The 24,472-nt window shown below is 70.5% G+C and carries 24 protein-coding genes; 5 read left to right on the forward strand and 19 right to left on the reverse strand.

The window, feature by feature from the left end; genetic code table 11:
- Positions 1 to 10: 10 nt before the first annotated feature.
- The gene (locus CQ034_RS06510) at positions 11 to 1,009 is read right to left on the reverse strand and encodes an aldo/keto reductase (protein ID WP_105710416.1); all 999 of its coding nucleotides are present in this window, start codon (positions 1,007 to 1,009) and stop codon (positions 11 to 13) included.
- Positions 1,010 to 1,077: 68 nt separating this feature from the next.
- Here CQ034_RS06510 and CQ034_RS06515 point away from each other — a divergent pair, with 68 nt between their 5' ends.
- On the forward strand, positions 1,078 to 2,499 hold the full coding sequence (locus tag CQ034_RS06515) for a PLP-dependent aminotransferase family protein (protein ID WP_105710417.1): 1,422 nt from the start codon (positions 1,078 to 1,080) through the stop codon (positions 2,497 to 2,499).
- Positions 2,500 to 2,517: 18 nt separating this feature from the next.
- Here CQ034_RS06515 and CQ034_RS06520 read toward each other — a convergent pair whose 3' ends face one another.
- Positions 2,518 to 3,036, reverse strand: a complete 519-nt coding sequence (locus CQ034_RS06520; protein ID WP_105710418.1) for an Lrp/AsnC family transcriptional regulator — start codon at positions 3,034 to 3,036, stop codon at positions 2,518 to 2,520.
- 101 nt (positions 3,037 to 3,137) lie between these two features.
- Here CQ034_RS06520 and ald point away from each other — a divergent pair, with 101 nt between their 5' ends.
- Positions 3,138 to 4,232 carry an alanine dehydrogenase gene (ald, locus tag CQ034_RS06525; RefSeq protein ID WP_105710419.1) on the forward strand — a complete coding sequence of 365 codons (1,095 nt, stop codon included), beginning with the start codon at positions 3,138 to 3,140 and terminating at the stop codon, positions 4,230 to 4,232.
- 81 nt (positions 4,233 to 4,313) lie between these two features.
- On the forward strand, positions 4,314 to 5,513 hold the full coding sequence (locus CQ034_RS06530) for a pyridoxal phosphate-dependent aminotransferase (protein ID WP_105710420.1): 1,200 nt from the start codon (positions 4,314 to 4,316) through the stop codon (positions 5,511 to 5,513).
- A 67-nt stretch (positions 5,514 to 5,580) separates the two neighbouring features.
- Here CQ034_RS06530 and CQ034_RS06535 read toward each other — a convergent pair whose 3' ends face one another.
- From CQ034_RS06535 to CQ034_RS06595, 13 genes are all read right to left on the reverse strand, one after another.
- Positions 5,581 to 5,982: a VOC family protein gene (locus CQ034_RS06535; RefSeq protein WP_029260961.1), complete on the reverse strand. Its 402-nt coding sequence runs from the start codon at positions 5,980 to 5,982 to the stop codon at positions 5,581 to 5,583.
- A gap of 46 nt (positions 5,983 to 6,028) precedes the next feature.
- The gene (locus CQ034_RS06540) at positions 6,029 to 7,162 is read right to left on the reverse strand and encodes a UDP-N-acetylmuramate dehydrogenase (protein ID WP_105710421.1); all 1,134 of its coding nucleotides are present in this window, start codon (positions 7,160 to 7,162) and stop codon (positions 6,029 to 6,031) included.
- 13 nt (positions 7,163 to 7,175) lie between these two features.
- On the reverse strand, positions 7,176 to 7,574 hold the full coding sequence (locus CQ034_RS06545) for a MaoC/PaaZ C-terminal domain-containing protein (protein WP_105710422.1): 399 nt from the start codon (positions 7,572 to 7,574) through the stop codon (positions 7,176 to 7,178).
- A complete protein-coding gene (locus CQ034_RS06550) occupies positions 7,574 to 8,041 on the reverse strand; it encodes a MaoC family dehydratase N-terminal domain-containing protein (RefSeq protein WP_029260958.1) in 468 nt (155 codons plus the stop codon). Before CQ034_RS06550 ends, CQ034_RS06545 begins: the two co-directional genes overlap by 1 nt.
- Positions 8,042 to 8,099: 58 nt before the next feature.
- Positions 8,100 to 9,302, reverse strand: a complete 1,203-nt coding sequence (locus CQ034_RS06555) for a glycerate kinase (protein WP_105710423.1) — start codon at positions 9,300 to 9,302, stop codon at positions 8,100 to 8,102.
- A 117-nt stretch (positions 9,303 to 9,419) separates the two neighbouring features.
- Positions 9,420 to 11,000 carry an SLC13 family permease gene (locus tag CQ034_RS06560; RefSeq protein ID WP_105710424.1) on the reverse strand — a complete coding sequence of 527 codons (1,581 nt, stop codon included), beginning with the start codon at positions 10,998 to 11,000 and terminating at the stop codon, positions 9,420 to 9,422.
- Positions 10,997 to 11,656 carry a response regulator transcription factor gene (locus CQ034_RS06565; RefSeq protein WP_029260955.1) on the reverse strand — a complete coding sequence of 220 codons (660 nt, stop codon included), beginning with the start codon at positions 11,654 to 11,656 and terminating at the stop codon, positions 10,997 to 10,999. The genes CQ034_RS06560 and CQ034_RS06565 overlap by 4 nt, the downstream gene beginning before the upstream one ends.
- Position 11,657: 1 nt before the next feature.
- On the reverse strand, positions 11,658 to 13,220 hold the full coding sequence (locus CQ034_RS06570) for a cell wall metabolism sensor histidine kinase WalK (protein ID WP_105710590.1): 1,563 nt from the start codon (positions 13,218 to 13,220) through the stop codon (positions 11,658 to 11,660).
- Complete coding sequence (locus CQ034_RS06575; RefSeq protein WP_146114812.1) at positions 13,213 to 13,500, reverse strand: hypothetical protein; 288 nt, start codon at positions 13,498 to 13,500, stop codon at positions 13,213 to 13,215. Before CQ034_RS06575 ends, CQ034_RS06570 begins: the two co-directional genes overlap by 8 nt.
- Positions 13,501 to 13,570: 70 nt before the next feature.
- A complete protein-coding gene (locus CQ034_RS06580; RefSeq protein ID WP_029260952.1) occupies positions 13,571 to 14,368 on the reverse strand; it encodes a sulfite exporter TauE/SafE family protein in 798 nt (265 codons plus the stop codon).
- Between the two features lie 51 nt (positions 14,369 to 14,419).
- A complete protein-coding gene (locus tag CQ034_RS06585) occupies positions 14,420 to 15,967 on the reverse strand; it encodes a tripartite tricarboxylate transporter permease (protein WP_105710426.1) in 1,548 nt (515 codons plus the stop codon).
- Entirely contained in the window at positions 15,967 to 16,536 is a 570-nt protein-coding gene (locus tag CQ034_RS06590) for a tripartite tricarboxylate transporter TctB family protein (protein WP_258134112.1), read from the reverse strand. Before CQ034_RS06590 ends, CQ034_RS06585 begins: the two co-directional genes overlap by 1 nt.
- 1 nt (position 16,537) lies before the next feature.
- A complete protein-coding gene (locus CQ034_RS06595) occupies positions 16,538 to 17,557 on the reverse strand; it encodes a tripartite tricarboxylate transporter substrate binding protein (RefSeq protein WP_105710427.1) in 1,020 nt (339 codons plus the stop codon).
- 163 nt (positions 17,558 to 17,720) lie between these two features.
- On the opposite strand from CQ034_RS06595, the gene CQ034_RS06600 reads away from it, so the two are divergent.
- Complete coding sequence (locus CQ034_RS06600; RefSeq protein ID WP_105710428.1) at positions 17,721 to 18,941, forward strand: PAS domain-containing protein; 1,221 nt, start codon at positions 17,721 to 17,723, stop codon at positions 18,939 to 18,941.
- A gap of 91 nt (positions 18,942 to 19,032) precedes the next feature.
- A complete protein-coding gene (locus CQ034_RS06605; RefSeq protein WP_105710429.1) occupies positions 19,033 to 20,607 on the forward strand; it encodes an AMP-binding protein in 1,575 nt (524 codons plus the stop codon).
- Positions 20,608 to 20,641: 34 nt separating this feature from the next.
- Here CQ034_RS06605 and CQ034_RS06610 read toward each other — a convergent pair whose 3' ends face one another.
- Genes CQ034_RS06610 through CQ034_RS06625 form a run of 4 tightly spaced genes read right to left on the reverse strand, consistent with a single transcriptional unit; the run spans position 20,642 to position 24,454 of the window.
- The gene (locus CQ034_RS06610) at positions 20,642 to 22,075 is read right to left on the reverse strand and encodes an FAD-dependent oxidoreductase (RefSeq protein WP_105710430.1); all 1,434 of its coding nucleotides are present in this window, start codon (positions 22,073 to 22,075) and stop codon (positions 20,642 to 20,644) included.
- On the reverse strand, positions 22,072 to 22,353 hold the full coding sequence (locus CQ034_RS06615; protein ID WP_105710431.1) for a 2Fe-2S iron-sulfur cluster-binding protein: 282 nt from the start codon (positions 22,351 to 22,353) through the stop codon (positions 22,072 to 22,074). Before CQ034_RS06615 ends, CQ034_RS06610 begins: the two co-directional genes overlap by 4 nt.
- Positions 22,350 to 23,522, reverse strand: a complete 1,173-nt coding sequence (locus tag CQ034_RS06620) for an FAD-binding oxidoreductase (protein ID WP_258134133.1) — start codon at positions 23,520 to 23,522, stop codon at positions 22,350 to 22,352. Before CQ034_RS06620 ends, CQ034_RS06615 begins: the two co-directional genes overlap by 4 nt.
- A gap of 2 nt (positions 23,523 to 23,524) precedes the next feature.
- The gene (locus tag CQ034_RS06625) at positions 23,525 to 24,454 is read right to left on the reverse strand and encodes a dihydrodipicolinate synthase family protein (RefSeq protein WP_105710433.1); all 930 of its coding nucleotides are present in this window, start codon (positions 24,452 to 24,454) and stop codon (positions 23,525 to 23,527) included.
- Positions 24,455 to 24,472 lie beyond the last annotated feature (18 nt).

A 24,472-nucleotide genomic window follows, 5' to 3' on the forward strand; every position in this document is an offset into this window, starting at 1 on the left:
ACCAGACTGCTCAGCGCGTATCGCCCGGTTCGGCGTCGAGGCGCGCGCGGACCTCGTCGTCCAGCACCAGGTCGGCAGCGCCCAGCGCCTCTTCCAGCTGCTCGAGAGAAGAGACCCCGACGACGGGGATCACGGGGACCTCCGCGCCGAGAAGCCACGCGAGGGCGACCTGGTTCGGCGTCGCGCCGATCTCGGCCGCGACCTCGTGCAGCAGCGCACGGCGGGCGTGGCTGGTCGGGTGATCGACCCCACCCCACAGCGGCTTGTCGAGACGCGCGATCCCACCCTGGTGCAACGGCGAGTACACGGTGATGGCGAGCTGCGGACGCTCGGGCGTGCCGGTGGATGCCGCATAGTCGAGCAGGTCGGGCGTGACGAAGTTGTTCCGCCCGATGCGCGGCGCGGGGTACAGATAGCTGTACTGCTGCTGCACCACTCCATAGGGCGCGATGCTCTGCCGCCGCGCCTCCTCTCGCGCCTCGACCACGCGCCAGGTCGGCACGTTGGAGATTCCGGTGATGCCGACGAGCCCTTCTTCCTGGAGCTCGCCGAAGGCGCCGACCGTCTCGGTCAGAGCCACATCGCGGTCGTCCACGTGGCCGTAGAGCACGTCGATGTGGTCGATGCCGAGGTGCCGGGCGCTCTCCGGGGCCTGCCGGCGGATGACCTCGGCGGAGAGTCCCTCGAAGTTCGTCGGCGGGGTGTTCGACAGCGGCTTCGACGGGTCCTTCTGCGCGGCACCGAGCTTGGTGGCGATGCGGAGCGCGTCGCGGTTGCCGCGATCCCTCATCCAACGACCGAGCAGGTCTTCGCTCTCGCGGCCGTGGCCGCCCGCCCAGAGACTGTAGTTGTTGGCGGTGTCGATGAAGGTGCCGCCCGCCTCCACGAACCGGTCGAGGATGGCGCGTGACGTGTCCCCGTCGGTACGGGTACCGAAGTTCATGGCTCCCAGGCACAGCGTCGAGACGTCGAACGCGGTGCGGCCATCGGAGAGGGTGCGGTACTGCATGGTGTTCCTTTCTCGGGGGATGGCTCCACCGTAGAAACAGATCGGCTCGGGGATACACTCCAATCACGATGCAGAACACCAGACCGATTCTCGTATGGGAGACACTCCTCGACCTCGACGAGACGCGCGGCTCCGACGCTGCCCCGCCTCTGCGGGACCGCGTGGAGACCGCGCTGCGCCGCGCGATCGACGAGGGCCGGCTCTCCTCCGGCGCCGCCGTGCCGCCCAGCCGCACCCTCGCGGAGACGCTCGGCGTCTCCCGGTGGGTCGTGACCGAGGCATACGGACAGCTGGTGGCCGAGGGGGTGCTGGAGGCGAGGACCGGTTCGGCCACCCGTGTGGCCGAGCAGAGCGGGGCTCCGCTGCGGGCACCGCGCACGCCCTCTTCTGTCGCCCTCGTGGCCGGCCCGCCCACACGGTACGACCTCCGCCCCGGCATCCCCGACCTGCGGGCGACTCCGAGGTCGCGCTGGTCAGCCGCGTTGCGCGCGGCCCTCGCTGCGCTCCCCGACCACGACCTCGCCGCCGCTCACCCGTATGGTTACGCACCGGCGCGCGATGCGGTCGCCGCGTACCTCTCACGCTCGCGGCACGCCATCGCCGACCCCACCCGGATCACGATCACCCACGGCGCCACCGACAGCATGGGAATGCTCGCCCGCGAGCTGCACCGCCGCGGCCACCGGACGATCCTCGTGGAGGACCCGAGTTGGCCGCGGTTGCGCGCAGTCGCGGAGGAGAACGGTCTGCATCCGGTTCCGGTGCCCGTGGACGACGACGGCATCGACACCGAGCAGCTGCGCGCGCTCGCATCCCGCACCGGGGCCGGGGCCGCCCTTGTGACTCCCGCCCACCAGTTCCCCCTCGGCGCGGCACTCGCTCCCGCCCGCCGCGAAGAACTGGTGCGCTGGGCCCGGGATCGGGACGCGCTGGTGATCGAGGACGACTACGACGCCGAGTTCCGCTACGACCGCCGACCCGTCCCCGCCCTGCAGCGCCTCGCGCCGGACCGCGTCGCGCTCGTCGGCTCGCTGTCGAAGTCGGTGTCACCCGCGCTGGGGCTCGGATGGATGCTGCTCCCGCCGGACATCGCTTCCCCGGTCTCGACGGCTCCGCCCTCCCTCGTCGACCAGGCCGCTCTCGCGGAGTTCCTCACGCGCGGTGACCTCGAACGGCACCTGCGCTCGTCCCGCACCCGGTTCCGTCGCCGGCGGCAGCGGCTGCTCGACGCGCTCGAACGCGCCCTGCCCGAGCTGACCGTGACCGGCATCGCCGCGGGGATGCATCTGGTGCTGGCCGTGCCCACCGGCTCATCCTCCACCGACATCACCGCAGCAGGGGCTGCAGCGGGCCTGGCGCTCACACCGTTGGCCCGCTACGAGGTCCGCGACCGGCATCCGGATTCCCTGGTGCTCGGCTACGGCAACCTCGACGACACTCTCGTCGAAGAAGCCGTACTCCGGTTGGCGACCCTCCTCGGAGGCCGCTGAGCGGGGCCTCTTCCCGCGTCAGCGGAACGACGCCGCGACCGAGTTGCGGTGATAGTCGAACACGATGCTCGTGCGAGTGGAGGCGACGCTGCTCTGGGCCGAGAGATGCTCGAGCACGAACTCGCGCATCTCGGACGAGTCGGCGACCGCGATGTGCAGCAGGAAGTCGTCGTCACCTCCGAGGAAGAAGACCTGGATCACCTGCGGCAGCACGCGCACGCGGTCCGCGAACTCGACGATGCTCTCGCGCCGTCCGCTCGGGCGCAGCGTGACGCCGATGACGGCTTGGAGTCCGGCACCCAGCATCCGCTCGTCCACACTCGCGTGGAACCCCGTGATCACGCCGCGGTCGACGAGCGCCCGCAGCCGGGTGTGGGCGGTCGAGGGCGCGACACCGAGGCGGCCGGCGAGCTCGGCGTTGGTCATGCGCCCGTCGGCCGTCATCAGCTGCACGATCCGCGCGTCGATCGCGTCGAGGGCGGGCGCCCGAACGGTGTTCGGCTCTGAGGCTCCTGAAGTCGTCTCCATATGAAGCATTATTCAGGATATTGCGTCATGTCGAATCATCTTCACCGATTCTGTTGTTCCGTCGATGTTTCTGCGATCCTGGTGCCGCACCCATCAACCCAGGAGGATCAATGAAGATCGGCGTCCCCACCGAGGTCAAGAACAACGAGAACCGCGTCTCCCTCACCCCCGCCGGCACAGATCGCCTGGTGCACGAGGGCCATCGCGTGATCGTACAGTCCGGCGCAGGCCTCGGCTCGCGCATCACGGACGATGACTACCGCGCCGCCGGCGCCGAGATCGTGGCGACCGCCGCCGAGGCCTGGGGCGACGCCGACCTCGTCATCAAGGTCAAGGAGCCGATCGCGCAGGAGTACGGGTTCCTGCGCGAGGACCTCACCCTCTTTACCTACCTGCACCTGGCCGCTGACCGCGCCCTGACCACAGCGCTCGTAGAGGCCGGGACCACCGCCGTGGCCTACGAGACCGTGCAGCTGCCCGACCGCAGCCTGCCGCTGCTCGTGCCGATGAGCGAGATCGCCGGGCGGCTCTCGGTCGTGATGGGCTCGCACTCGCTGCTGCGCTCGCAAGGAGGACGCGGGATGCTGCTGGGCGGTATCGCCGGCACTCCGCGCGCCAAGACCGTCGTGATCGGAGGCGGCGTCGCCGGAGAGCACGCCGCCGCGAACGCGCTCGGTCTCGGATCGAAGGTGACCGTGGTCGACGTCTCGCTGCCGCGTCTGCGCGAACTCGAGCACCGTTACGGCGGAGCGCTGGAGACCCGCGCCTCAAGTCGGTACGACATCGCCGAAGAGCTCACGACGGCCGATCTCGTGATCGGCTCCGTGCTGATCCCGGGTGCCGCGGCCCCCAAGCTGGTGACCGACGACATGGTCGCCGCGATGAAGCCCGGCTCCGTGCTCGTCGACATCGCGATCGACCAGGGCGGATGCTTCGAGGGCTCGCGTCCGACCACGCACGACGACCCCACGTTCGCCGTCCACGACTCGATCTATTACTGCGTCGCGAACATGCCCGGCGCGGTTCCCGAGACCGCGACCCGTGCGCTGACGAACGCGACCCTCCCCTACGTCTCGGCGATCGCCGGCAAGGGCTGGGAGCGGGCGGCCTCCGAAGACGCGGCGCTGGCCGCGGGTCTGAACGTGCAGGGCGGACGCATCACGCTCCCGGCCGTCGCCCAGGCGCACGGGCTCGCCGCCCGCTGACCTTCCGAACCCGAAAGAACCTCAGATCTTGGCGATATCCCACACCGCTCCCACCGCATCGAGCCGAGTACGCTCGTAGTCGTGACCGAACGCGCTCCTCTCTCCCGCAAGCTGTCCGCCATCGCCGAGTCCGCGACCCTCAAGGTCGACGCCAAGGCCAAGGCCCTCAAGGCCGAAGGCAAGGACGTCATCTCGTACGCCGCCGGCGAGCCCGACTTCGCGACGCCGCAGTTCATCGTGGATACCGCAGCCGAGGCGCTGGCCGACCCGGCGAGCTACCGGTACACGCCCGCTCCGGGTCTTCCGGCACTGCGCGAGGCGATCGCCGCGAAGACGCTGCGTGACTCCGGTCTCGAGGTCGCCCCCAGCCAGGTCATCGTCACCAACGGCGGCAAGCAGTCCGTCTACCAGGCCTTCCAGGCCGTGGTGAACCCGGGTGACGAGGTGCTGCTGCCCGCGCCGTACTGGACCACGTACCCCGAGGCCATCCGCCTCGCCGACGGCACTCCCGTCGAGGTGTTCGCCGGCGCCGACCAGGAGTACAAGGTCACGGTCGCGCAGCTCGAGGCCGCTCGGACCGCCCGCACCACCGCGCTCGTGTTTGTGTCGCCCTCGAACCCGACCGGATCGGTCTACACGGCCGAGGAGACCCGCGCCATCGGCGAGTGGGCACTCGAGCACGGCATCTGGATCATCAGCGACGAGATCTACCAGAACCTCACCTACGAGGGCGTCAAGGCCACCTCGATCGTCGAGGCCGTGCCGGAGGTCGCCGGTCAGACGATCCTCGTCAACGGCGTCGCGAAGACCTACGCCATGACCGGCTGGCGCGTGGGCTGGATGGTGGGACCGGCCGACGCCATCAAGGTCGCCGGCAACCTGCAGTCGCACCTCACCAGCAACGTGAACAACGTCGCCCAGAAGGCTGCCATCGCCGCCCTCAACGGACCGCAGGACGAGGCCGAACAGTTCCGCCAGGCATTCGACCGCCGTCGCCAGCTCATCGTGTCGGAGCTGTCGAAGATCGACGGCCTCGTGGTTCCGAACCCGCTCGGCGCGTTCTACGTGTACCCCGACGTGCAGGGTCTGCTCGGTCGCACCTGGGGCGGCGTGACGCCGACCACCTCGCTCGAGCTCGCCGACCTCATCCTCGACCAGGCCGAGGTCGCGGTCGTTCCCGGCGAGGCCTTCGGCCCCTCGGGCTACATCCGCATGTCGTACGCCCTCGGCGACGACCAGCTGCTCGAGGGCGTGCAGCGCCTGCAGCGCCTGTTCGCCTGACCCCGCTCGTACCGAAGGCCCCCTCCTGTCGACAGACGGGAGGGGGCCTTCGGGTTTCGCGGCGTGATCAGTCCTCGGGCTGGAAGCCGATCAGCCAGCGGATGCCGTAGCGGTCGACGAGCGTGCCGTCGAAGTCTCCCCACGGGCGCTTCTGCAGGGCGTCGATCACTCGGCCGTCGGCCGCGAGCTTGTCGTACCAGCCGGTGAGGGTCAGCGCATCCGCCGTGCCGAGGAGTGAGAGGAACATGCCGCTCATCTGCACGGCGTCGTCGTCGGCTCCGGCATCGGCGCCGGCGAGCTCGACCGGCCCGCTCAGCTGGCCGTGCGCGACGGCATCGCCGGGTCCGTCACGCCGGCCCGCCGTGGCGTAGTCGAGCAGCTGCAGTTCACCGCCGAACACCGAGCGGTAGTGACGCAGCGCCTCTGCGGCGTTGCCGGGGAACAGCAGGTACGGGATCAGTCCGCTCATGCCGCGAGTGTAGCCGCGACCGACGACGCCCCACAGGACGATCGCCCTACAGGTCGACGCCGACCAGCACCGGCTCCGGCTGCAGCACGAGACCGAACTCGGCGTGGACCCGGCTCTGGATGAACCGCGCGAGCTCGGCGACCTCGCCCGCGGTCGCGCCGCCGCGGTTCGTGAGCGCAAGCGCATGCTTGGTCGAGACCGAAGCGCGCGAGCGCGGAAGCTTGAACCCCTTGCGGATGCCCGCCTGCTCGATCAGCCAGGCTGCGCTGACCTTCACGTCGGAGACGGTCGTCGGCTTCGACAGCGGCACCTGCCCGTCGTAGGAAGCGAGCGGGATCACGGTCACGGCATCCAGATCGGGCGCCACCGGCCAGCGCGGGCACTCCGGCGGCAGTGCGCCTGCCACCGCGGCCGTCACGATCGCGTTCTGGAAGAACGAGCCGACGCCGTGGGTGTCGGGGTCGGCGTCGTCGAGCAGCATGCCCTTCGACGCGCGGGTCGAGAGGATGCGCTCGCGCACCCAGCTCAGCGGAACCGGTGTCTCATCGGTCAGCCCGAGCGCCCGACGCAGCTGCTCGCCGCGCACCACGCGCTCACCGGCGATCGCCAGGTCGACGGTGACGGAGAGGATCACGGCACGTCGCAGCGGCACGCTGCCGTGGTGGTGCTTGAGGACGGAGGTGCGGAAACCCAATCCGAGCTCGGCCGCGGGAACGGTCGAGACCACGCCAGTCGACTCGTCGATCAACTCGACCTCGACCAGCGTCTCCTGGATCTCCTGTCCGTATGCGCCGATGTTCTGCACGGGGGACGCGCCGACCGTGCCGGGGATCCCACTCATGGCCTCGAGGCCGGCGTAGCCGTGCGCGACCGCATAGGCGACCAGGTCGTCCCAGGAGTGCCCGGCCTGCGCGCGCAGACGGATGCGACCCGGGTGCGGCGACGGAATCTCTTCGATCCCCTCGGTGCGCACGCGGATGACGGTGCCTTCGAAGGGCTCGTCGCCGACGAAGAGGTTGGAACCGCCACCGAGGACGAACCACTCGTCACCGCGGGCCCAGGTGTCGCGCAGTGCCTCGATCAGACCGGCGGTCGTCGTCGCCTCCTGCATCCGCTCGGGTGCGGCGCCCGTGCGCAGCGTGGTCAGCTCGGCCAGGCGGACCGGCTCGATCTCCCGCATCAGAGCGCCCGCATCAGACGGCGACGCGCAGCTGCGCCTTGACGAGCACCGTGGTCTCGCCGAACGTGACCTTGAGGTCGATGCGCGCGACCTCTTCATCGACCGCGCCGACCGTGGCGACGACGGTGATGTCGGCACCATCGACCGGGTCGACGACGACCGGCTTGGTGAAGCGCACCCCGTAGTCGAGGATCTTCGCGGCCGGGTCGAGGGCGGCGACGACCACCGACGAGGCGATGCCCATCGTCAGCATGCCGTGCGCGAGCACGCCGGGAAGCCCGACGGATGCGGCGACATCGTCACGGTAGTGGATGGGGTTGAAGTCTCCGGACGCTCCCGCGTAGCGCACGAGCGACTCGCGGGTGAGATGCACGGTGCGCTCGGCGACCACGTCTCCGACGGTGTAGCCCATCAGGCGGCCTTCCCTTCGTCCGTGCTCTCGGCGCCCACCAGCAGCACACTCGTCGCCGTGACGACATGGTCGCCCGCGGCGTCGGTGATCGCGGCCTCGCTGGTGATCATGGCGTTGCCGCCCATCATCCGGATGCCGGTGACGCGCAGCTGCGCGGTGAGCTCATCGCCCGCCACGATCGGTCGCGTGTAGGTGAAGCGCTGCTCGGCGTGGATCGTGCGGGCGAGCACGATGCCGGAGTCCTCCTGCGCCAGCAGCTGCTGGAGCGTGAGGTCCTGGATGACCATCGCGAAGGTCGGCGGCGCCACGACGTCGGAGAAGCCGGCCGCGCGGGCCGCTTCGACGTCGGTGTGCTGCGGAGCATCGGCGAAGACGGCGCGCGCGAACTCGCGCACCTTCTCGCGGCCGACGAGGTAGGGGGCCGTCGGCGGGAACTCCCGGCCGACCAGTTCTTGGTTCACTGCCACCCCTCGATCCTACCGAGGCCCGGCCGACGTTCAGCCGACATGGCAGGCGCAGGAGCGCTCAGGCCGCCCGCGCCGACATGGCCGATCCGAGCAGGACCATCCTCATGCTGCGCTCCGCGGCGTCGCGCAGCAGGGCCTCGCCGTGCTCGACGGCCTGTTCGAGAGGCATCGGCACGGTGATGATCGAGGCGATCGCGTCGATGCCGATGTCGTGCACGGTCGGGGCGCCGACCCCGAGAGACCCGGCGATGCCGAGCACCGGGACGCCGGCGACCCGGGCCCGCATCGCGATCTCGGCCGGCACCTTGCCCCGCGGGGTCTGGAAGTCGATGGCACCTTCGGCGGTGATGACGAGGTCGGCCACCGCCATCAGCTCGTCGAGCGGTTCCGGCAGCAGACCGCTGTCGAGCAGCACCTCGAAGCGCGGGGCGAGACGCGCACCGAGCACCGCGGCCAGCCCAGCCCCGAGTCCGCCGGATGCTCCCGTGCCGCCGCCGGTGCGCACGTCCATCGCCGCGCCGAACGGGCTCTGTTCCTCGAGCAGACCAGCCCAGACGTCCAGGGCGGTCGCGAGCTCGTCCACCTGCTCCGGCGTCGCTCCCTTCTGCGGGCCGAACACCCGTGCCACACCGCGCGGCCCGCACAGCACGTTGTGGATGTTGCACGCGAGCACGATCTCGATCTCTCCGATGCGAGGGTGCAACCCTGCGAGATCGAGGCCCGCCGCATCTCGAAGGTGTCGACCGCCCGCGGCGAGGGGCACGCCGTCGCGATCGAGAATGCGTACGCCGAGCGCTTCGAGCGCCCCGGCACCGCCGTCGCTCGTACCGGAGTCGCCGCAGCCGACCACGATCCGCTCGACCCCGGCGTCCAGAGCCGCCGCGATCAGCTCGCCGACTCCGCGAGTGGTGGTCTCGCCGGGGTCGCGGCGGTCACGCGGCACGAGTCGCAGTCCGGCGGCGGATGCCATCTCGACGACGGCCGTGCCCGCCGCGCGTCCTCCGAGCCGTGCCCAGTGCGCATCGACCGGGTCGCCGACGGGACCGGTGACCCGTGCCGCGATGAGCTCCCCTCCGGTGGCGGCGGCGAGCGCGGCGGCGGTACCCTCCCCGCCATCCGGCACCGGGTACTCGTCGACCTGCACGCCGGGGATGACCCGACGCACGCCGGCGGCGATCGCCTGGGCGACGGCCTCGGCGCTCAGGCTCTCCTTGAATCCGCTCGGTGCGACCAGGATGCGCTGCGGGGTGTGGATCGACATGGTTCCTCCTTCTGCGCCCGAACGGGCGACGAATGCCCGGTGTGCGGGCACGACGAGCACCGGTGCACCGGCGGCGCACACGGAGTGAAGCGGGTGTGACGGGGCGGATGCCGCGGATCAGAGCAGCAGCGGCAGCCCCATCAGCGGCCAGATCCACAGCGCGAAGACCGCGACGAGCGCGAACATCGCGGGCGCCAGCAGCGCCGAGAGCCGACGGAGATCGGGTGGAGTGAAGCCGCCACTGACGATGTCGGGGTCGGCGAACATCGCGACCGGTTTTGCCGAGCTGGGAAGCGTGTGGCAGAAACCGGCCGCGGCGGTCGAGGCGAAGGCCGCAGCCATCGGGGAGACGCCGAGGGCAGGAGCGAGCGCGATCACGACGGGGATGATCGCGGCGGAGCGCGCCGACCGTGACGGGATCAGCAGGTGAGCCGCGGTCGAGATCGCGATGACCACGAGCACGAAGGCGACGGCCCCGGCAGCACCGAGTCCACGCAGCGGGGCGAGCGCCGAGGAGCTCAGCCAGGCCGCGGCTCCCGTGGTGGTGAGCGCGGATGCCAGCGCCAGTGTCGCGGCGAGGAACAGCAGCAGCGACCACGGCACCCGCTTGATCGCGGCGGGGAAGGTCAGGCACCCGATCCCCGGCGTCACGGCGGCGACGGCTCCGAGGAGCGCGACCAGGGCCGGCGACAGGTGGTGCAGCGGCTCGGTGGCCCAGAGCAGGATCACACCGCCCAGCAGCACGGCTGCCCGCCGCTCCAGGATGCTGAGGGGCCCGGTCACTGCGGTCGATGCGGACCGGCCGATCTCTGCGGCATCCATGCGCAGGGGGGTTGCGCGGTCGGCACGGCGGGTGAAGCGCCAGAGGATGATCTCGCAGGCCAGGTGCGAGGAGAAGATCGCCAACGGCAGCCCGAGCCAGAGCCAGCTCAGGAAGGTGAACCCCGCCTCGCCTGCTGCCCGCAGGAGCTGGTCCGTGACGATGTGCGCTCCCGCGCCGAGCAGGGATCCGACGGCCGAGAGCAGCACCACGGTCGGCATCAGCAGGGCGAGGGCGCGGACCACCCGCTCGCGTCCGGGAAGCGCGACCGAGACCGCGGTGTACACCGGTACGGCGAGCGCCGCACGCCCGGACGTCGCGGGCACGGCGAAGGCGGTGAGCGTGAGCGCGACCGTCGTGAGGTGGAAGAGGCTCCGAGGTCCCCGTGCGAACCGCAGCAGATGGGAGGCGCCGCGCAGGGCGAGGCCCGAGGACGACACAGCGGAGGCGATCACGAAGGCGCCGATAAGCAGCCAGATGGTCTCGTCGCCGAGCGAGGCGAAGAAGTCGCTCGCCGGCAGCACCCCGGTGACGATCAAGGCGATCGCCGCGAGGAAGGCGACGAGCGTGTCGTCGAGCCGCGTCGAGGTCCAGGCCCACACGGCGAGCAGGAAGACGGTGAGGGTCACCGCGATCGGCAAGGTCGGCGCGCTGTCTCCGGATGACCGCGTCAGCGCGGCCAGGACCATCCCGGCCCCGGCGACCAGCACGAGTCCGAGTGCGACCAGGCGGAGGATGCTCGCGCGTCCGAGTCGAGGGCGCTCGGATCGGCGTCCGACGGGCAGCCCCTGTCGCTCGGGCGGCATCGTCGCGAAGCGCGTGCGCTCGACCGTCGTCGTCTCGGCCGCCGGGCTCGTGGTGTCGGTGTGATCACTCATCGGAATCGGTATCCCGCCCCGCGCACGGTCTCGATGCGGTCGACACCGATCTTGCCGCGCAGAGCGCGCACGTACACGTCGACCACGTTGGAGGCCGGATCGAAGTCCATCCCCCAGACATGCCCGATCAGCTGGTCGCGTGACAGCACCTGACCGGCGTTCTGCAGGAACACCTCGAGCAGGGCGAACTCCCGCGAGGTGAGCTCGCGCATGTCTCCGTCGACCGTGACCGTGCGGGCCCGCACATCGACGCGCACGTCATCATGGGTGAGAACGGGGCCCGCCGCACGACCCTCGCCGTCGCCGATCCGCAGCCGCACGCGCGCGATGAGCTCGGCGAACTGGAACGGCTTGGTGACATAGTCGTTCGCCCCACCCTCCAGGCCCCGCACGGTGTCGATGACCGAGTCGCGCGCGGTGAGGATGATCACGGGGGTCGAGACGCCCTCGCCGCGAAGGTTCGCCAGCACATCGAAGCCATCCATGCCGCCGAGCCCGATATCGAGCAGCACGAGGTCGAACATGCCGCTGCGAGCCATCAGCAGCGCGGTGTGCCCGTCGGCCGCCTCGGCGGTCTCGTAGCCAGCCGCCCGCAGGCCCCGGCGGACGAACGAGGTGATGTGCGGGTCGTCTTCGGCGATGAGGATGCTGCGCATCTCACTCGCTCCTCTCTGCCGCGGCGTCGAGCCGCGCGGTAGTGGGTGCCGGAAGGTCGATGCCGAAGGTGGCGCCCTCGCCGAACACGCTGTCGACCCAGGCCGAACCGCCGTGTCCGTCGGTGATCGCCCGCACGATCGCGAGTCCGAGCCCCGACCCGCGACGCGCACCGGTGCTGTCGCCACGGGCGAAGCGTTCGAAGATGCGCTCGGCATCCGCGGCGGCCACGCCGGGACCGGAGTCGCGCACCCACAACCGCAGCCGGCGCTCTGTCCCGTCGCCGTCGAAGCGCGAGCCGATGAGAATGCGGTCGCCCACCTCGGTGACCTGCACCGCGTTCGCCGCGAGCTGGAGCACCGCCTGCGTGACCCGCTGAGGATCGAGAGCCGCCGTACCCTCCGCCACCTCCATGAGCTGCCACCGACGATCGCCGAGGTTCTGTGCCTTGGCCTCGATGTCGAGGGTGAGGGCGGCGATGTCGCAGTTCGCGACCCGCACGAAGTCGGGCTGCTCCGCACGGGCGAGCACGAGGAGGTCGGTGACGATCCGACTCATCCGGTCGAGCTCGTCGCTCACGAGTCGCAGGGTCGCCGCGCGCTCCTCCGGATCTTCGCTGAGCAGCTCCAGCTGCCCGCGCACGATCGTGATCGGGGTGCGCAGCTCATGCCCTGCGTCGTCGACGAACCGCTGCTGCGTGGCGTGCACGGCTTCGAGACGGTCGAGCATCTGGTTGAAGGTCGTGGCCACGGCGGCGATGTCGTCGGTCCCATCGACCGGCACTCGCGCGGTGAGATCGTGCTCGCCGATATCGCGGGCCACCCGGTAGACCTCACGCACGGGCGCGAGGATCTGGCCGGCCACGAGCCAGGCGACGCCGGAGCTGAGCAGGATGCCGATCAGCGCCACCCACGCGATAGTGGCGAAACCGGCATCGACCTGCGACCTGGCTTCCTGCGTGTACTGCACGATCAGGACCGCGCCGTCGCGATCACCGGTCGTGAAGTCCAGGCGGCCCCAACGCAACGGGCCCGCGTCCGGGGAGTCCATCGCACCGGAGGCCGCGGTCTCGCCGAGCAGCGCGGTCACGAGCTCCTCCCCGCCGGGCACGGCCGAGAGCGTGGAGGGATCCGTCGCCTCCACACGGCCGTTCGCGACCGCGACCACCGCCCCGTCGACGGTGGCGATGACGACCTCGTCCTCGTGCACGGACTGTCGGTCGACGTACTCGCCGACCAGCTCCTCAGCCGTGGTGTGGCCGCTTGCCGCGGCATCCTCCGCGAATCGGGAGAACTCGGCGGCCTCCTGTTCGATCTCGGCGTTGGCCGACTGCTCCACCCCCGCAAGGAAGATGCTGCGGCCGATCATCCCGACGGCGAGGAGCGTGATGGCGGTGCTGAGGATGATCCACAGCGTGATCCGCCAGCGGGCGGGCAGGGTGCGCCGGCGCAGTGTGCGCAGCGGAGCACCGGAGGCGGCGTGCTCCTGCGGCACCACGCGTGTCTCCGAACGAGCCGGAACGACGGGCTCGCCGAGGTCGAGGGGCAGAGTGGGGGCGTCAGTCATCGTCGCCGCCGCCGCCGTCATAGTCATCGTCGTCACCGGCCGGTGGGGCCGGCGCGGGCGCAGGCGGCGGTGCGGGCGCCGGAGCAGGAACGACGGGAGCCGGTGCGGGCGCAGGTGCAGGTTTCTCACTCGGCACCGGCGTCGCGAGCTGCACCGACACCGGTTCGGACGGGAGCTGCGGCGAGGGCGGCATCTGTGCGAGCACCACACTCCCCACGGCGAAGGCGACCGGGATCGCGATCAGCGCTCCGGTGATGAGAAGGCGTCGGGGGGTGGTCATGACCCCATGATGCCCGTCGATCATGATGCCCACATGAGCCGTGGATGAAGATCCCTTCATCCACGCTTTCTCAGCCGCGCTTGCGCCCGCGGACGGCCTTGATCGCCATCTGCACCGCGATCACGACGAGGTATGCCGCGAACAGCATGTTGCCCAGCGTCGGGTCGACGATGGTCGCCAGCCACGCTCCGAGCGCGGTCGTCGTACAGGCCGAGACGCCGATGAGGGCCGCCGCGAGCAGGTCGACGTTGCGGTTGCGGAGGTTGCCGACCGTGCCGGAGATCGCCGTCGGGATCATCATCAGCAGCGAGGTGCCCTTGGCGACGAGGTCGCTCGTGCCGAAGGCCAGCATCAGCACCGGGACGACGATCACGCCGCCGCCGACGCCGATCAGCCCGGCGAGGATGCCCGTGCCGACGCCCACCCCGACGAGCGCGATGCCCGTCAGCCAGGAGAGTTCGAAGGCCGCATCACGCGAGGGGATCACCAGGAACAGGCTGACGATCACGACCACGAGGAACCCGACGAAGCCCCACCGCAGCGCGGTCTGCGAGATGCGCGGCAGCAGGCGGGTGCCGATCTGCGCACCCACCACGGCACCCGCCGCCAGGATGATGGCGGGGATCCAGGCCACCGACCCGGTCGTGGCGTAGGAGATGACGCCGACGCCGGCCGTCGGCACGATCGCCGCGAGCGAGGTGCCCGCCGCGAGCCGTTGGTCGAAGTGCAGCAGGAGCACCAGCAGCGGGACGATGACCGTGCCGCCGCCGACGCCGAAGAGTCCGGAGAGGAGACCGGCGAGAAGGCCGATCCCGATGAATGCTGCGTAGGCGCGAGGCCCTCGCGCGGGGGCCTGTACGTCACTCACCGGATCAGCCTACTCGCGGCCTCCTCCCCTCTCGAACCCACCGCCTCGGACTCAGACCTCCGAGTCGGCCTTGATCGGCACCGCGATCGACTCGGTCAGCGCCTGCTCGTACCGGCGCTGCCGACGCCGAAGCCACAGCCCGCCGACGATGAGGAGTGCGAGCACCCCGTAGGCGATCGCCGCGAACGGCTGCAGGACCAGCGTGCTCAGATCCCCCTGGCTCAGCTGCAGCGCCTTGCGCAGCTGCTCCTCGGCCATCGGCCCCAGGATCATCCCGACCACCAGCGGCGCCACGGGGTAGCCGTACCGCCGCATGAAGTAGCCGAGGATGCCGACGACCAGCAGGATCACGATGTCGGTCGGCGAGCTGTGCAGCGCGTACGCCCCGAAGACCGCGAACAGCAGGATGCCCGCGTACAGGTACGGCCGCGGGATCTGCAGCAGCTTCACCCACATGCCCACGAGCGGCAGGTTGAGCACGATCAGGATGACGTTGCCGATGTACAGGCTCGCGATGAGAGCCCACACCAGGTTCGACTGGCTCTCGAACAGCAGCGGACCCGGCTGGATGCCGTACGACTGGAACGCCGTGAGGATGATCGCCGCGGTGGCCGTCGTCGGAAGGCCGAGCGTGAGCAGCGGCACCAGCACACCCGCGGCGGCCGCGTTGTTCGCCGACTCGGGGCCCGCGACGCCCTCGATCGCACCGCGTCCGAACTCCTCGCGGTGCTTCGACAGCTTGCGCTCGGTCGCGTACGACAGGAACGTGGCGACATCCGCGCCGCCGGCCGGGATGGTGCCGATCGGGAAGCCGATCGCGGTTCCTCGCAACCAGGGTTTCCAAGAACGGCGCCAGTCGGCCTTGGTCATCCAGGAGCGCCATCCGCGGGTCACGGGGATCACATCGACGCCGCCGTGTCGCAGCCGCGCGGCGATGTAGAACGTCTCCCCGACCGCGAACAGACCGACGGCGACCAGGACGATGTCCACGCCGTCGGACAGCGCCGGGAGCCCGAGCGTGTAGCGCTGCTGCCCCGAGAGCCAGTCGGTGCCCACGAGCCCGAGGAACAAGCCGACCCCGAGCGAGAGCATGCCGCGCGAGATCGAGCTGCCGATCAGTGCGCCGACCGTGATGAACGCGATCACGATGAGGGCCACGTAGTCCGCGGGACCGAGGTTCACCGCGAACCGCGCGAGCAGCGGCGCCAGCAGCGTCAGCCCGAGCGTCGCCAGGGTGCCGGCGATGAACGACCCGATGGCCGCGGTGGCGAGCGCGGCCGCGCCACGCCCCATCCTGGCCATCTTGTTGCCCTCGATCGCCGTGACTATCGACGCCGACTCCCCTGGGGTGTTGAGGAGGATGCTCGTCGTCGAGCCGCCGTACATGCCGCCGTAGTAGATGCCGGCGAAGGTGATGAGCGCCGCGGCGGGATCGAGCGTGTAGGTGAGGGGCAGCAGCAGCGCCACCGTCATCGCGGGGCCGATGCCCGGCAGCACGCCGACCGCGGTGCCGACGAAGACGCCGAGGAAGGCGAATGCCAGGTACTGCGGCTGCAGCGCCGTCGCGAATCCCTCCAGGAGCAGGGTCCAGCTGTCCATCAGAACATCCTTCCGAGCCAGCCGAGAGCAGGACCCCACGGCAGCGACAGTCCGAGCAGACCGCCGAAGACGATCTGGATCACGAGGGCCACGGCGATGCCGATGAGGAACGCCATCCACCACCGCTTGGCGGCCAGCGACCACGCGACTCCGCCGAACAGCAGGGCGGCCGCGGGGGCCCATCCCAGCGGCTCGATCAGGAGCAGGTGCGCGACGACGAGTCCCGCGAGCTTGGCGAGGGTGACCCAGTCGGTCGGGAGGCTCTGATCGATGTCTTCCGCCTCCTCGGCCCCGCCGCGTTCCCCGCGCAGCACGCCGATGAGGACGGCGACCGCGGAGGCGAGCAGGATGACCGAGACGAAGATCGGGAAGACCGTGGGACCTGCCTTCATGCCGACGGGGACGTGGATCAGGAAGATGCCGACCACGGCGAAGACGCCGAGGGCGACCATGATGCCGGCGAACACGAGCTCGCCGAGGGGGACGGAGGGAGCACGGCGTGCGAGCCGGCCGTCATGGCCGTCTCGCACGCCCCGCTCCTCGGTCCCCGACGATGCGGGGACCGTCATGTCACTGCACCAGCCCGATGTTCTTCAGAGTCGCGGTGACCTCTTCGATGTCCCCGGTGAGGAAGTCGTCGAACTCCGCGCCGACCAGGAACGCATCGGCCCAGCCCTTGGTCTCCAACTGATCGGTCCAGGCTTCGGACTCGTGCAACTCGGTGATCACACGCACCAGCTCGTCCTTCTCCCCGTCCGAGATGCCCCCGGGCGCGATCACGCCGCGCCAGTTGGTGAGCACCACGTCGTAGCCCTCCTCGGTGATGGTCGGCACGTCCGGAAGCTGGGGGACCGGCTCCTCGCTCGAGACCGCCAGCGCACGAAGGTCGCCGCTCTCGACGTGCTGGGCGAACTCGCCGACGCCGGAGATGCCCGCAGCGACCTTGCCGCCGATGAGCAGCGGAACCGCCTCTCCACCGCCGGAATTCGGGGTGTAGTTCAGCTTCTCCGCGATCTCCGCACCGTCGAGGCCCGCCTCCTCGAGCATCAGCCCGGCGAGGATGTGATCGGCCCCTCCCGCCGAGCCGCCCGTGATCGTGACCGACTGCCCGTTGTCGGCGATGTCCTCCACCAGATCCTCGAGGGTGTCGTACTTCGAATCGGCCGGGACGACCACGACGAGCGGCTCATCCGTGAGGCGGGCGATCGGCGTCGTGTCCTCGATCCGCACCGCCGAGGCGTTCGTCTCGACGGCGCCGACCATCACGAGTCCCATGACCATGAGGGTGTTCGGGTCCTTCTCGTTCGCGAGCTGCGCCAGGCCGACGGTTCCGCCGGCGCCGCCGACGTTGGTCACGGGCGCCGAGCCGACGATGTCCTCCTCGGTGAGCACCTGCGACAGGGCACGGCCGGTCTGGTCCCACCCTCCGCCGGGGTCCGCGGGGACGACGATCGAGACGTCGGTGACGGCGGCGACCTCGGTCTCACCGCCGCCGCCGTCGTTCGCCGCGCTGCCTCCGGCGCACGAGGTGAGGGTGAATGCGGCCACTGCCGCGAGTGCGGTCAGGGTGGCGATGCGTGCGTTCTTCATGTGCGCTCCTCCTTGAGCGTTCGTGCTGCTGTCCGTCCACCCTGTGAGGACGGATGGCCGCGCTCAAGCTTCGGAAACCATTGGTCGGAGTTTCGGAACTATTGGTCGGAGACGGCGCCGTCCCCCGCTCGCGGGGTCCTCGCGCAGGCGCCACAATGATCAGGTGGCCTCGAAGATGACGCTCCGCGTGCAGCTGCTCCTGCTCCAGGCGCTGATCGTGTTCCTGGTGACCCTCGCGACCGGGATCGTGGCCGGAGCGTTCCAGGAGCAGGCTCTTCGCGAGGCCTACAAGGACCGGATGCAGGCCGTGGCCCAGTCGGTGGCCGCACTGCCGACCGTCCTCGACGCCTTCGACGATGCGGAGCCCTCGACCACCATCCAGCCGATCGCCGAGGTCATCCGCGAGGCATCAGACCTCGCGTACGTCGTCGTGGCCGACGAGGACGGCATCCGCTACTCGCACCCGAATCCGGAGCGCATCGGGGAGAAGGTGTCCACCGACCCCTCGATCCCCCTCTCCGGCGAGGTCTACGTGGGCACGCAGACCGGAACACTCGGCACGTCCTGGCGGGTCAAGGTGCCGATCCGGGACGACGACGGCACCGTCATCGGCACCGCGTCGGTCGGGATCCTCGAATCGGAGCTCAACGAGGAGTTCACCGCGAACCTGGTCTGGCTGATCTCGGCGATGCTCGCGGCCGCGGTGTTCGGCGTGTTCGGTTCGGCATGGGTGACGTCGATCATCCGCCGTCGGATCTACGGGCTCGAGCCCCATCAGATCGCCGCGCTCGTGAAGAACCAGGAGACCACGCTGCACGGCCTCAGCGAAGGCGTGGTCACGGTCGACGGAACAGGACGGATCACGCTGGTCAACGACGCGGCCGCACGCTTCCTCGGCCGGGACGCCGCCGACCTCGACGGGGCTCCGGCCGCGGAGGTGCTCGGGGACGAGCTGACGACGGTGCTCCGCGAGGGCGAGGCGGCCGGGCGGCCCGTGATCGTCGGCTCGCACGTGCTCGTCGCCCGGAGCACCGGCAGCGACGCGGACGGCGGCGAGATCGGGGCGACTCTGCTGCTCCGGGATCACACGGAGCTCCACGACGTCGTCCGCCGCGTCGAGGCCGCGGATGCGATCATCGCGTTCCGTCAGCGCTTCGGCGTTCCCAAGGGGCTCAGCGCCGAGACGCTCGATCGCGTGGTCGCGGCACTTGCGGCCCGCCCCGATGCCTCGGCGACCGAGATCGGGGATGACCTCGACATCTCCCGGGTCAGCGCGCGACGCTACCTCGAGCACCTCGCGAGCGCCGGTCGAGCGATCCGCACGCTCGACTATTCGACGAAGGGTCGGCCGAGCACGCGGTACCGGCTGCACGGCGCGGTCTGACCTCTTCCGGGCCCTGGGACTCGGTGCCGTTGTGTGCGACACTGGATCGCATTCGACGACGACGTCGGCATCCCGGATCGAAGGAGATCTCATGGTTCGCAGCGCCTACCCCGATGTGGAGATCCCCGAGGTCTCCATCCACGAGTTCCTCTTCGGCGGGCTCGACGAGACCGAGCTCGACTCGATCGCGCTCATCGACGGAGTGAGCGGCGCGACGACCAGCTACCGGCAGCTCGTCGGACAGATCGACCTCTTCGCGGGAGCCCTCGCCGCCCGAGGGGTGGGTGTGGGGACCACGGTCGGGGTGCTGTGCCCGAACATCCCCGCGTTCGCGACGGTGTTCCACGGCATCCTCCGGGCGGGGGCGACGGCGACGACCATCAACTCCCTCTACACGGCGGAGGAGATCGCGAATCAGCTCGCCGATGCGGGGGCGACGTGGCTCGTGACCGTCTCACCACTGCTCCCCGGGGCTCTGGCGGCCGCGGAGAAGCTCGGCCTCTCGGCCGATCACGTGATCGTCCTCGACGGAGTGGAGGGCCATCCCTCGCTGCCGGCGCTGCTGGGCGAAGGGCATCACGCCCCCGAGGTGTCGTTCGATCCGGCGACGCACCTCGCCGTCCTGCCCTACTCCTCCGGCACGACCGGGCGACCCAAGGGCGTGATGCTCACGCATCGGAACCTCGTGGCCAACGTGTCGCAGTGCCGGCCCGTTCTCGGTGTCACGGCGAGCGATCGGCTCCTCGCCGTGCTCCCTTTCTTCCACATCTACGGGATGACCGTGCTGCTGAACTTCGCGCTCCGCCAGCGCGCCGGACTCGTCACGATGCCGAAGTTCGATCTGCCCGAGTTCCTCCGCATCATCGCGGAGCACCGCACGACCTGGGTGTTCGTCGCGCCCCCGATCGCCGTCGCACTGGCCAAGCATCCGATCGTCGACCAGTACGATCTCTCGCCGGTGAAGGTGGTCTTCTCCGGCGCCGCTCCCCTCGACGGCGCGCTGGCGTCGGCGGTGGCGAGCCGGCTCGACTGCATCGTCACCCAGGGGTATGGGATGACCGAGACCAGCCCCGCCGTGAACCTCACCTCCGAGACGCGCGACGACATCGACCGCTCCGCCATCGGCCCACTCGTGCCCAACACCGAGGCACGACTGGTCGATCCGGAATCGGGCGAGGACGTGCCGGTGCCCGCCGAGGGCGCCAGCGAGCCGGGAGAGCTGTGGGTGCGCGGGCCGCAGGTCATGGTCGGATACCTCAATCGCCCCGATGCCACCGCCGAGATGCTCGACGCCGACGGCTGGCTGCACACCGGCGATGTCGCGACCGTCACCCACGACGGCATCTATCGCATCGTCGACCGGCTCAAGGAGCTCATCAAGTACAAGGGGTACCAGGTCGCCCCCGCCGTGCTGGAGGCGGTGCTGCTCGAACACCCCGCCATCGCCGACGCCGCCGTGATCGGCGCCCTCGACGAAGACGGCCAGGAGGTGCCGAAGGCGTTCGTGGTGCGGCAACCGGATACTGACCTCGACGCGGATGCGGTCATGGCGCACGTCGCCGCCCATGTCGCCCCGCACGAGAAGGTGCGACAGGTCGAATTCATCGAGGTGATCCCGAAGTCGAGCTCCGGGAAGATCCTCCGCAAGGATCTGCGGGTCCGCTGACGCCGGTCGGCGCCCACCCGGGCGCCGACCTCGCTCAGTCCGCGTCGAAGAGGTCGGCGTACGTCTGCAGGGACACCGGCTTGACGGGCAGCTGGGCGGCGAAGCGACCGGCGTCGGAGACCGTTCCCCCGCGCGCCGCCGCGACCGCACCGGCCACGGTCGTCTCGCAGTAGCGACCCTGGCAGGGGCCCATACCCGTCCGACAGCTCAGTTTGACCGCATCCACGGTGTCGGCATGCCGGTTCGCCTGCAGGAATTCGTCGATGTCCGATCGCGGGATCCCTTCGCACCGACAGACCGTCGTCGCCGGGGAGGCGAGCGTTGTGAGGCCGGGTCGCTCGGGCGCGAACATCCGCTGCACGACCGCGGCGAACCGTCGGGAGCGGCGCAGGTCCCGTTCGATCGCGCGAGCACGGATGGCGTCGACGGGCCTGCCGAGACCGGCGGCGATCGCCACCGCAGCCGCGGCCCCCTCCGCCCGTGACTGCTCGGCCCCGGAGACACCGGTGGGCTCGCCCGCGACGAAGACCCCTGGCAGGCCCGTCTCGAAGTTCCCGTCGACTTCCACCAGCCATCCGCCGGCAGCGGAGTCCCATCGCACCGGGCATCCGAGCTGACGCGCGAGCTCGGTGGAGGCCTGAAAACCGTACCCGAGGACGACGGTCCGCGCCGGGACCTCGCGCTCGGGTCCGCGCACGCGCCACGCCCGGTCGGCCTTCGCCAGTCGGATGCCACTCACACCACCGTCGCCGACGATCGCCGTGGGGACCGTCGACGTCGTGATGCGCACTCCGTGCCGCACGAGGGTCAGCACGCAGCCTGCCAGCTCGGCCAGCAGGCGCACGTGCCCGGGCACGGCCGGAGCGGCGAGGAACAGCTCGCGCACGGAGGGCAGTCCGCGGGCGAAGACCACCTCCGTCACCTCAGCCCCCGAACGGACCAGCTGGGCGGCCACGATCAGCATCAGCGGATGCGAACCCGCCAGCACGACCGGACCCGCTGCCCGCAAATGCTGTGCCTTCAGGAGTCCCTGTGCCGCGCCGGCCATCAGCACGCCAGGCATCGTCCATCCGGGGATCGCCACCGGCATGTCGTAGGCGCCGGTGGCGACGAGCAGCCTCCGCGTGTGCGCGCGCCGCGAACCCTGAGGGCCCGTGACCAGCACCTCGAAATCGTCGCGCCCGGTCGAGCGCGCATCGAGCACGCCGAACACGGTCGACTCGAACCACCAGTCGATGCCGGTCGCCGCGGCGGCATCCGCGAGCAGATCCGCCGCCCAGGGATACCCGACCGGAGACCGCACCGGCTCGTCGAACTCGGTCGGCGGCTGACGGAAGATCTGTCCCCCGGCGGCGCGCTGCTCGTCGATCACGAGCGTCCGGAGACCCTGCGCATGCGCCTGCAGTGCCGCGGCCAGACCGGCCGGTCCTGCCCCGACGATCGCGAGGTCGTAGAGGTCGGCGCTCATGCGTCGGTCCGCACGTTCATGCCGTCGCGGACGGTGGTCAGACAGGTGCGCGTCATCGGCACGCCGTCGACCGTGATCGCGCACTCGAAGCAGGTGCCCATGTTGCACAGCGGCGCGCGCTGCTCGCCGCCCCGCCGAGCGAAGCACCGCTCGCCCTCGGCCAGCATCGCCGCCGCCACGGTCTCCCCCGCCGCAGCGCGCACGGACCGACCGTCCACGACGAAGGACACATCCAGTCGCCGCGGCACCGCGCGATCGGCGAGGGGCTGGTCGTTCATGCCATGACTCCGAATCTGTCCGGGGCGTAGGGCCGCAGGTCGATGTGGGGTGTGCGACCGGCGGCCAGGTCGCAGAGGGAACGGGCGAAGCTCGGCCCGAGTGTGAAGGCCGATCCGCCGGTGGCCACGAACATCCCCGGGCATCCGGGCACCTCTCCCACGAGTGGCAGCTGATCCGGCGTGACCGTCGTGGTCCCCGCCCAGGACCGCACGATGGGCAGTCGGGCTGTGCCCGGCACCACGCCGATCGCCGCGCGGGCGTTGCCCACGATGGACTCCGGGAGAAGGCGAGGACGCGTCTCCAGGTCCGGGGAGCCCGCGCGGCGGCTGAGTGCCGCGGGCCACCCCCCGCCGATCAGCACCGTGCCGTCCTTCGTCTGCTTGAGCGAAAGCTTGGCGCCGGCGTGCTGGATCAGGTGTCCGATGAAGGGCTCGACCGGCGCGCTCACGCTCATCATGAGAGCCAGCGGGATGGTCGGCAGGTCCGCCCCGGCGAGCGCGCCCACCTCCGTGGTCCACACCCCCGCGGCGATCATCACCGTGTCGGCGTGGATGCTCAACGTCGAATCCGGACCGGCGGCGGTCACCTTCCAGCCGCGCGCGTCGCGCTCGAGCCCGGTCACACGGGTGTGCGTGCGGACTTCTGCGCCGAGCTTCACGGCACCCCGCACCAGAGCGGGTCCCGCGGTGCGCGTCTCGGCCTTGCCCTCGATCGGACAGAAGGCGGCCGCGAGCACCGACTCCGACAGGTAGGGCGCGATGCGCCGCGCCTCATCACCGTCGAGGAGGGTGACATCCAGCCCCCACTCCTGCTCGAGACCGACCTTGCGTTCGAGCACCGCGACCTGCTCCGCCGTCTCGGCGAGCATGAAGCCGCCGCGCTGCACGACACCGACCGATTCGCCCAGCTCATCTCCCAGCCGCGTCCAGGCCTCGGCGGCGTCCAGATGCAGGGGCATGGCTGCGGCTGCGGTGCGCGCCGACTCCCACCCGTTCTCGACCATCCGATACTCGAGCTGGAAGTGCAGGCTGCCGGCGTTCTGGCCGGAGGCGTGCTGGTTCAACTGGTCTTTCTCCAGCAGCAGTACGGAGGCGCCCTCGCGTGCCAGCATCCAGGTCAGTGCCCCGCCGAGCAGGCCACCGCCGATGACGACCGCGTCGTACCGCATGCTCACGACAACGGCACGGTCGCGATGCCGAGCCCCTCCAGCGTGGTGCGGACACGGTCCACCTGCTCGGTCGAGAGTTCGAGCAGGGGGCGGCGGACGAAACCGGCCGGAACGCCCTGCAACCGAAGGGCGGTCTTCATGATCGCCTGCTGGTTTCCGAACTGCGCGCCGTAGTCCGGCCCGAACCAGCTGGTCATGACCACGCGATCACGAGCGCCGAGTTCGATCGCCCGCGCCCGATCCCCCGCGGCGAGCGCATCCCAGAAGCCGGGGTGGTCGTTGCCGAGCGGGGCTCCGGAGCCCATGAGACCGTCTCCGTGACCGAGCGTCGCGAGGTCGGCTCCGAGCGCGTTCGTCGGGACGCCGAAGTAGCGCACGCGATCCTCCACGAGATACATGGCGTCGAGGAAAGCCCGGAAGTCGCCGGTGGAGTTCTTGATCGCCACGACGTTCTCGATGTCGGCCAGTTCGCTCAGGAGGTCCGGGCTCAGGTCGACGATGCAGCCGCGCGGCCAGTTGTACACGGTGACGGGGAGCGATGTGCCGTCGGAGACCTCCTGGTAGAAGGCCACGATCTCCTCGCGGGTGGGCACCATGTAGGGCGGCGGCGTGACGAGGATGCCGTCGAGCCCGGCCTCCTCCGCCGCGTGCGCGTGCCGGATCGCCTCGGCCGCCGTGAACGCGTTGCAGCCGCCGATCACGCGCATGTCCGCGCGGAACCGGCCGCCGAGTGCGAACAGCTCTGCCCGTTCGGCCTCGGTCATGCTGAACCACTCGCCGGAGGTGCCGGCGAGGATGACGCCGTGCATCCCCTGCGCGGCCAGCCACTGCATCTGCCCTTCGAACGCGACGGGGTCCAGCTCCCCCTCGCGCGTGAACGGGGTGGTGATCGCCGGGATGTACCCGTGCCAGTCGACGGTGTTGCGGTCCATCTGTCTCTCCTTGCTCCG

The organism is Microbacterium sp. MYb45 (assembly GCF_002979655.1).
GTDB lineage: Bacteria > Actinomycetota > Actinomycetes > Actinomycetales > Microbacteriaceae > Microbacterium.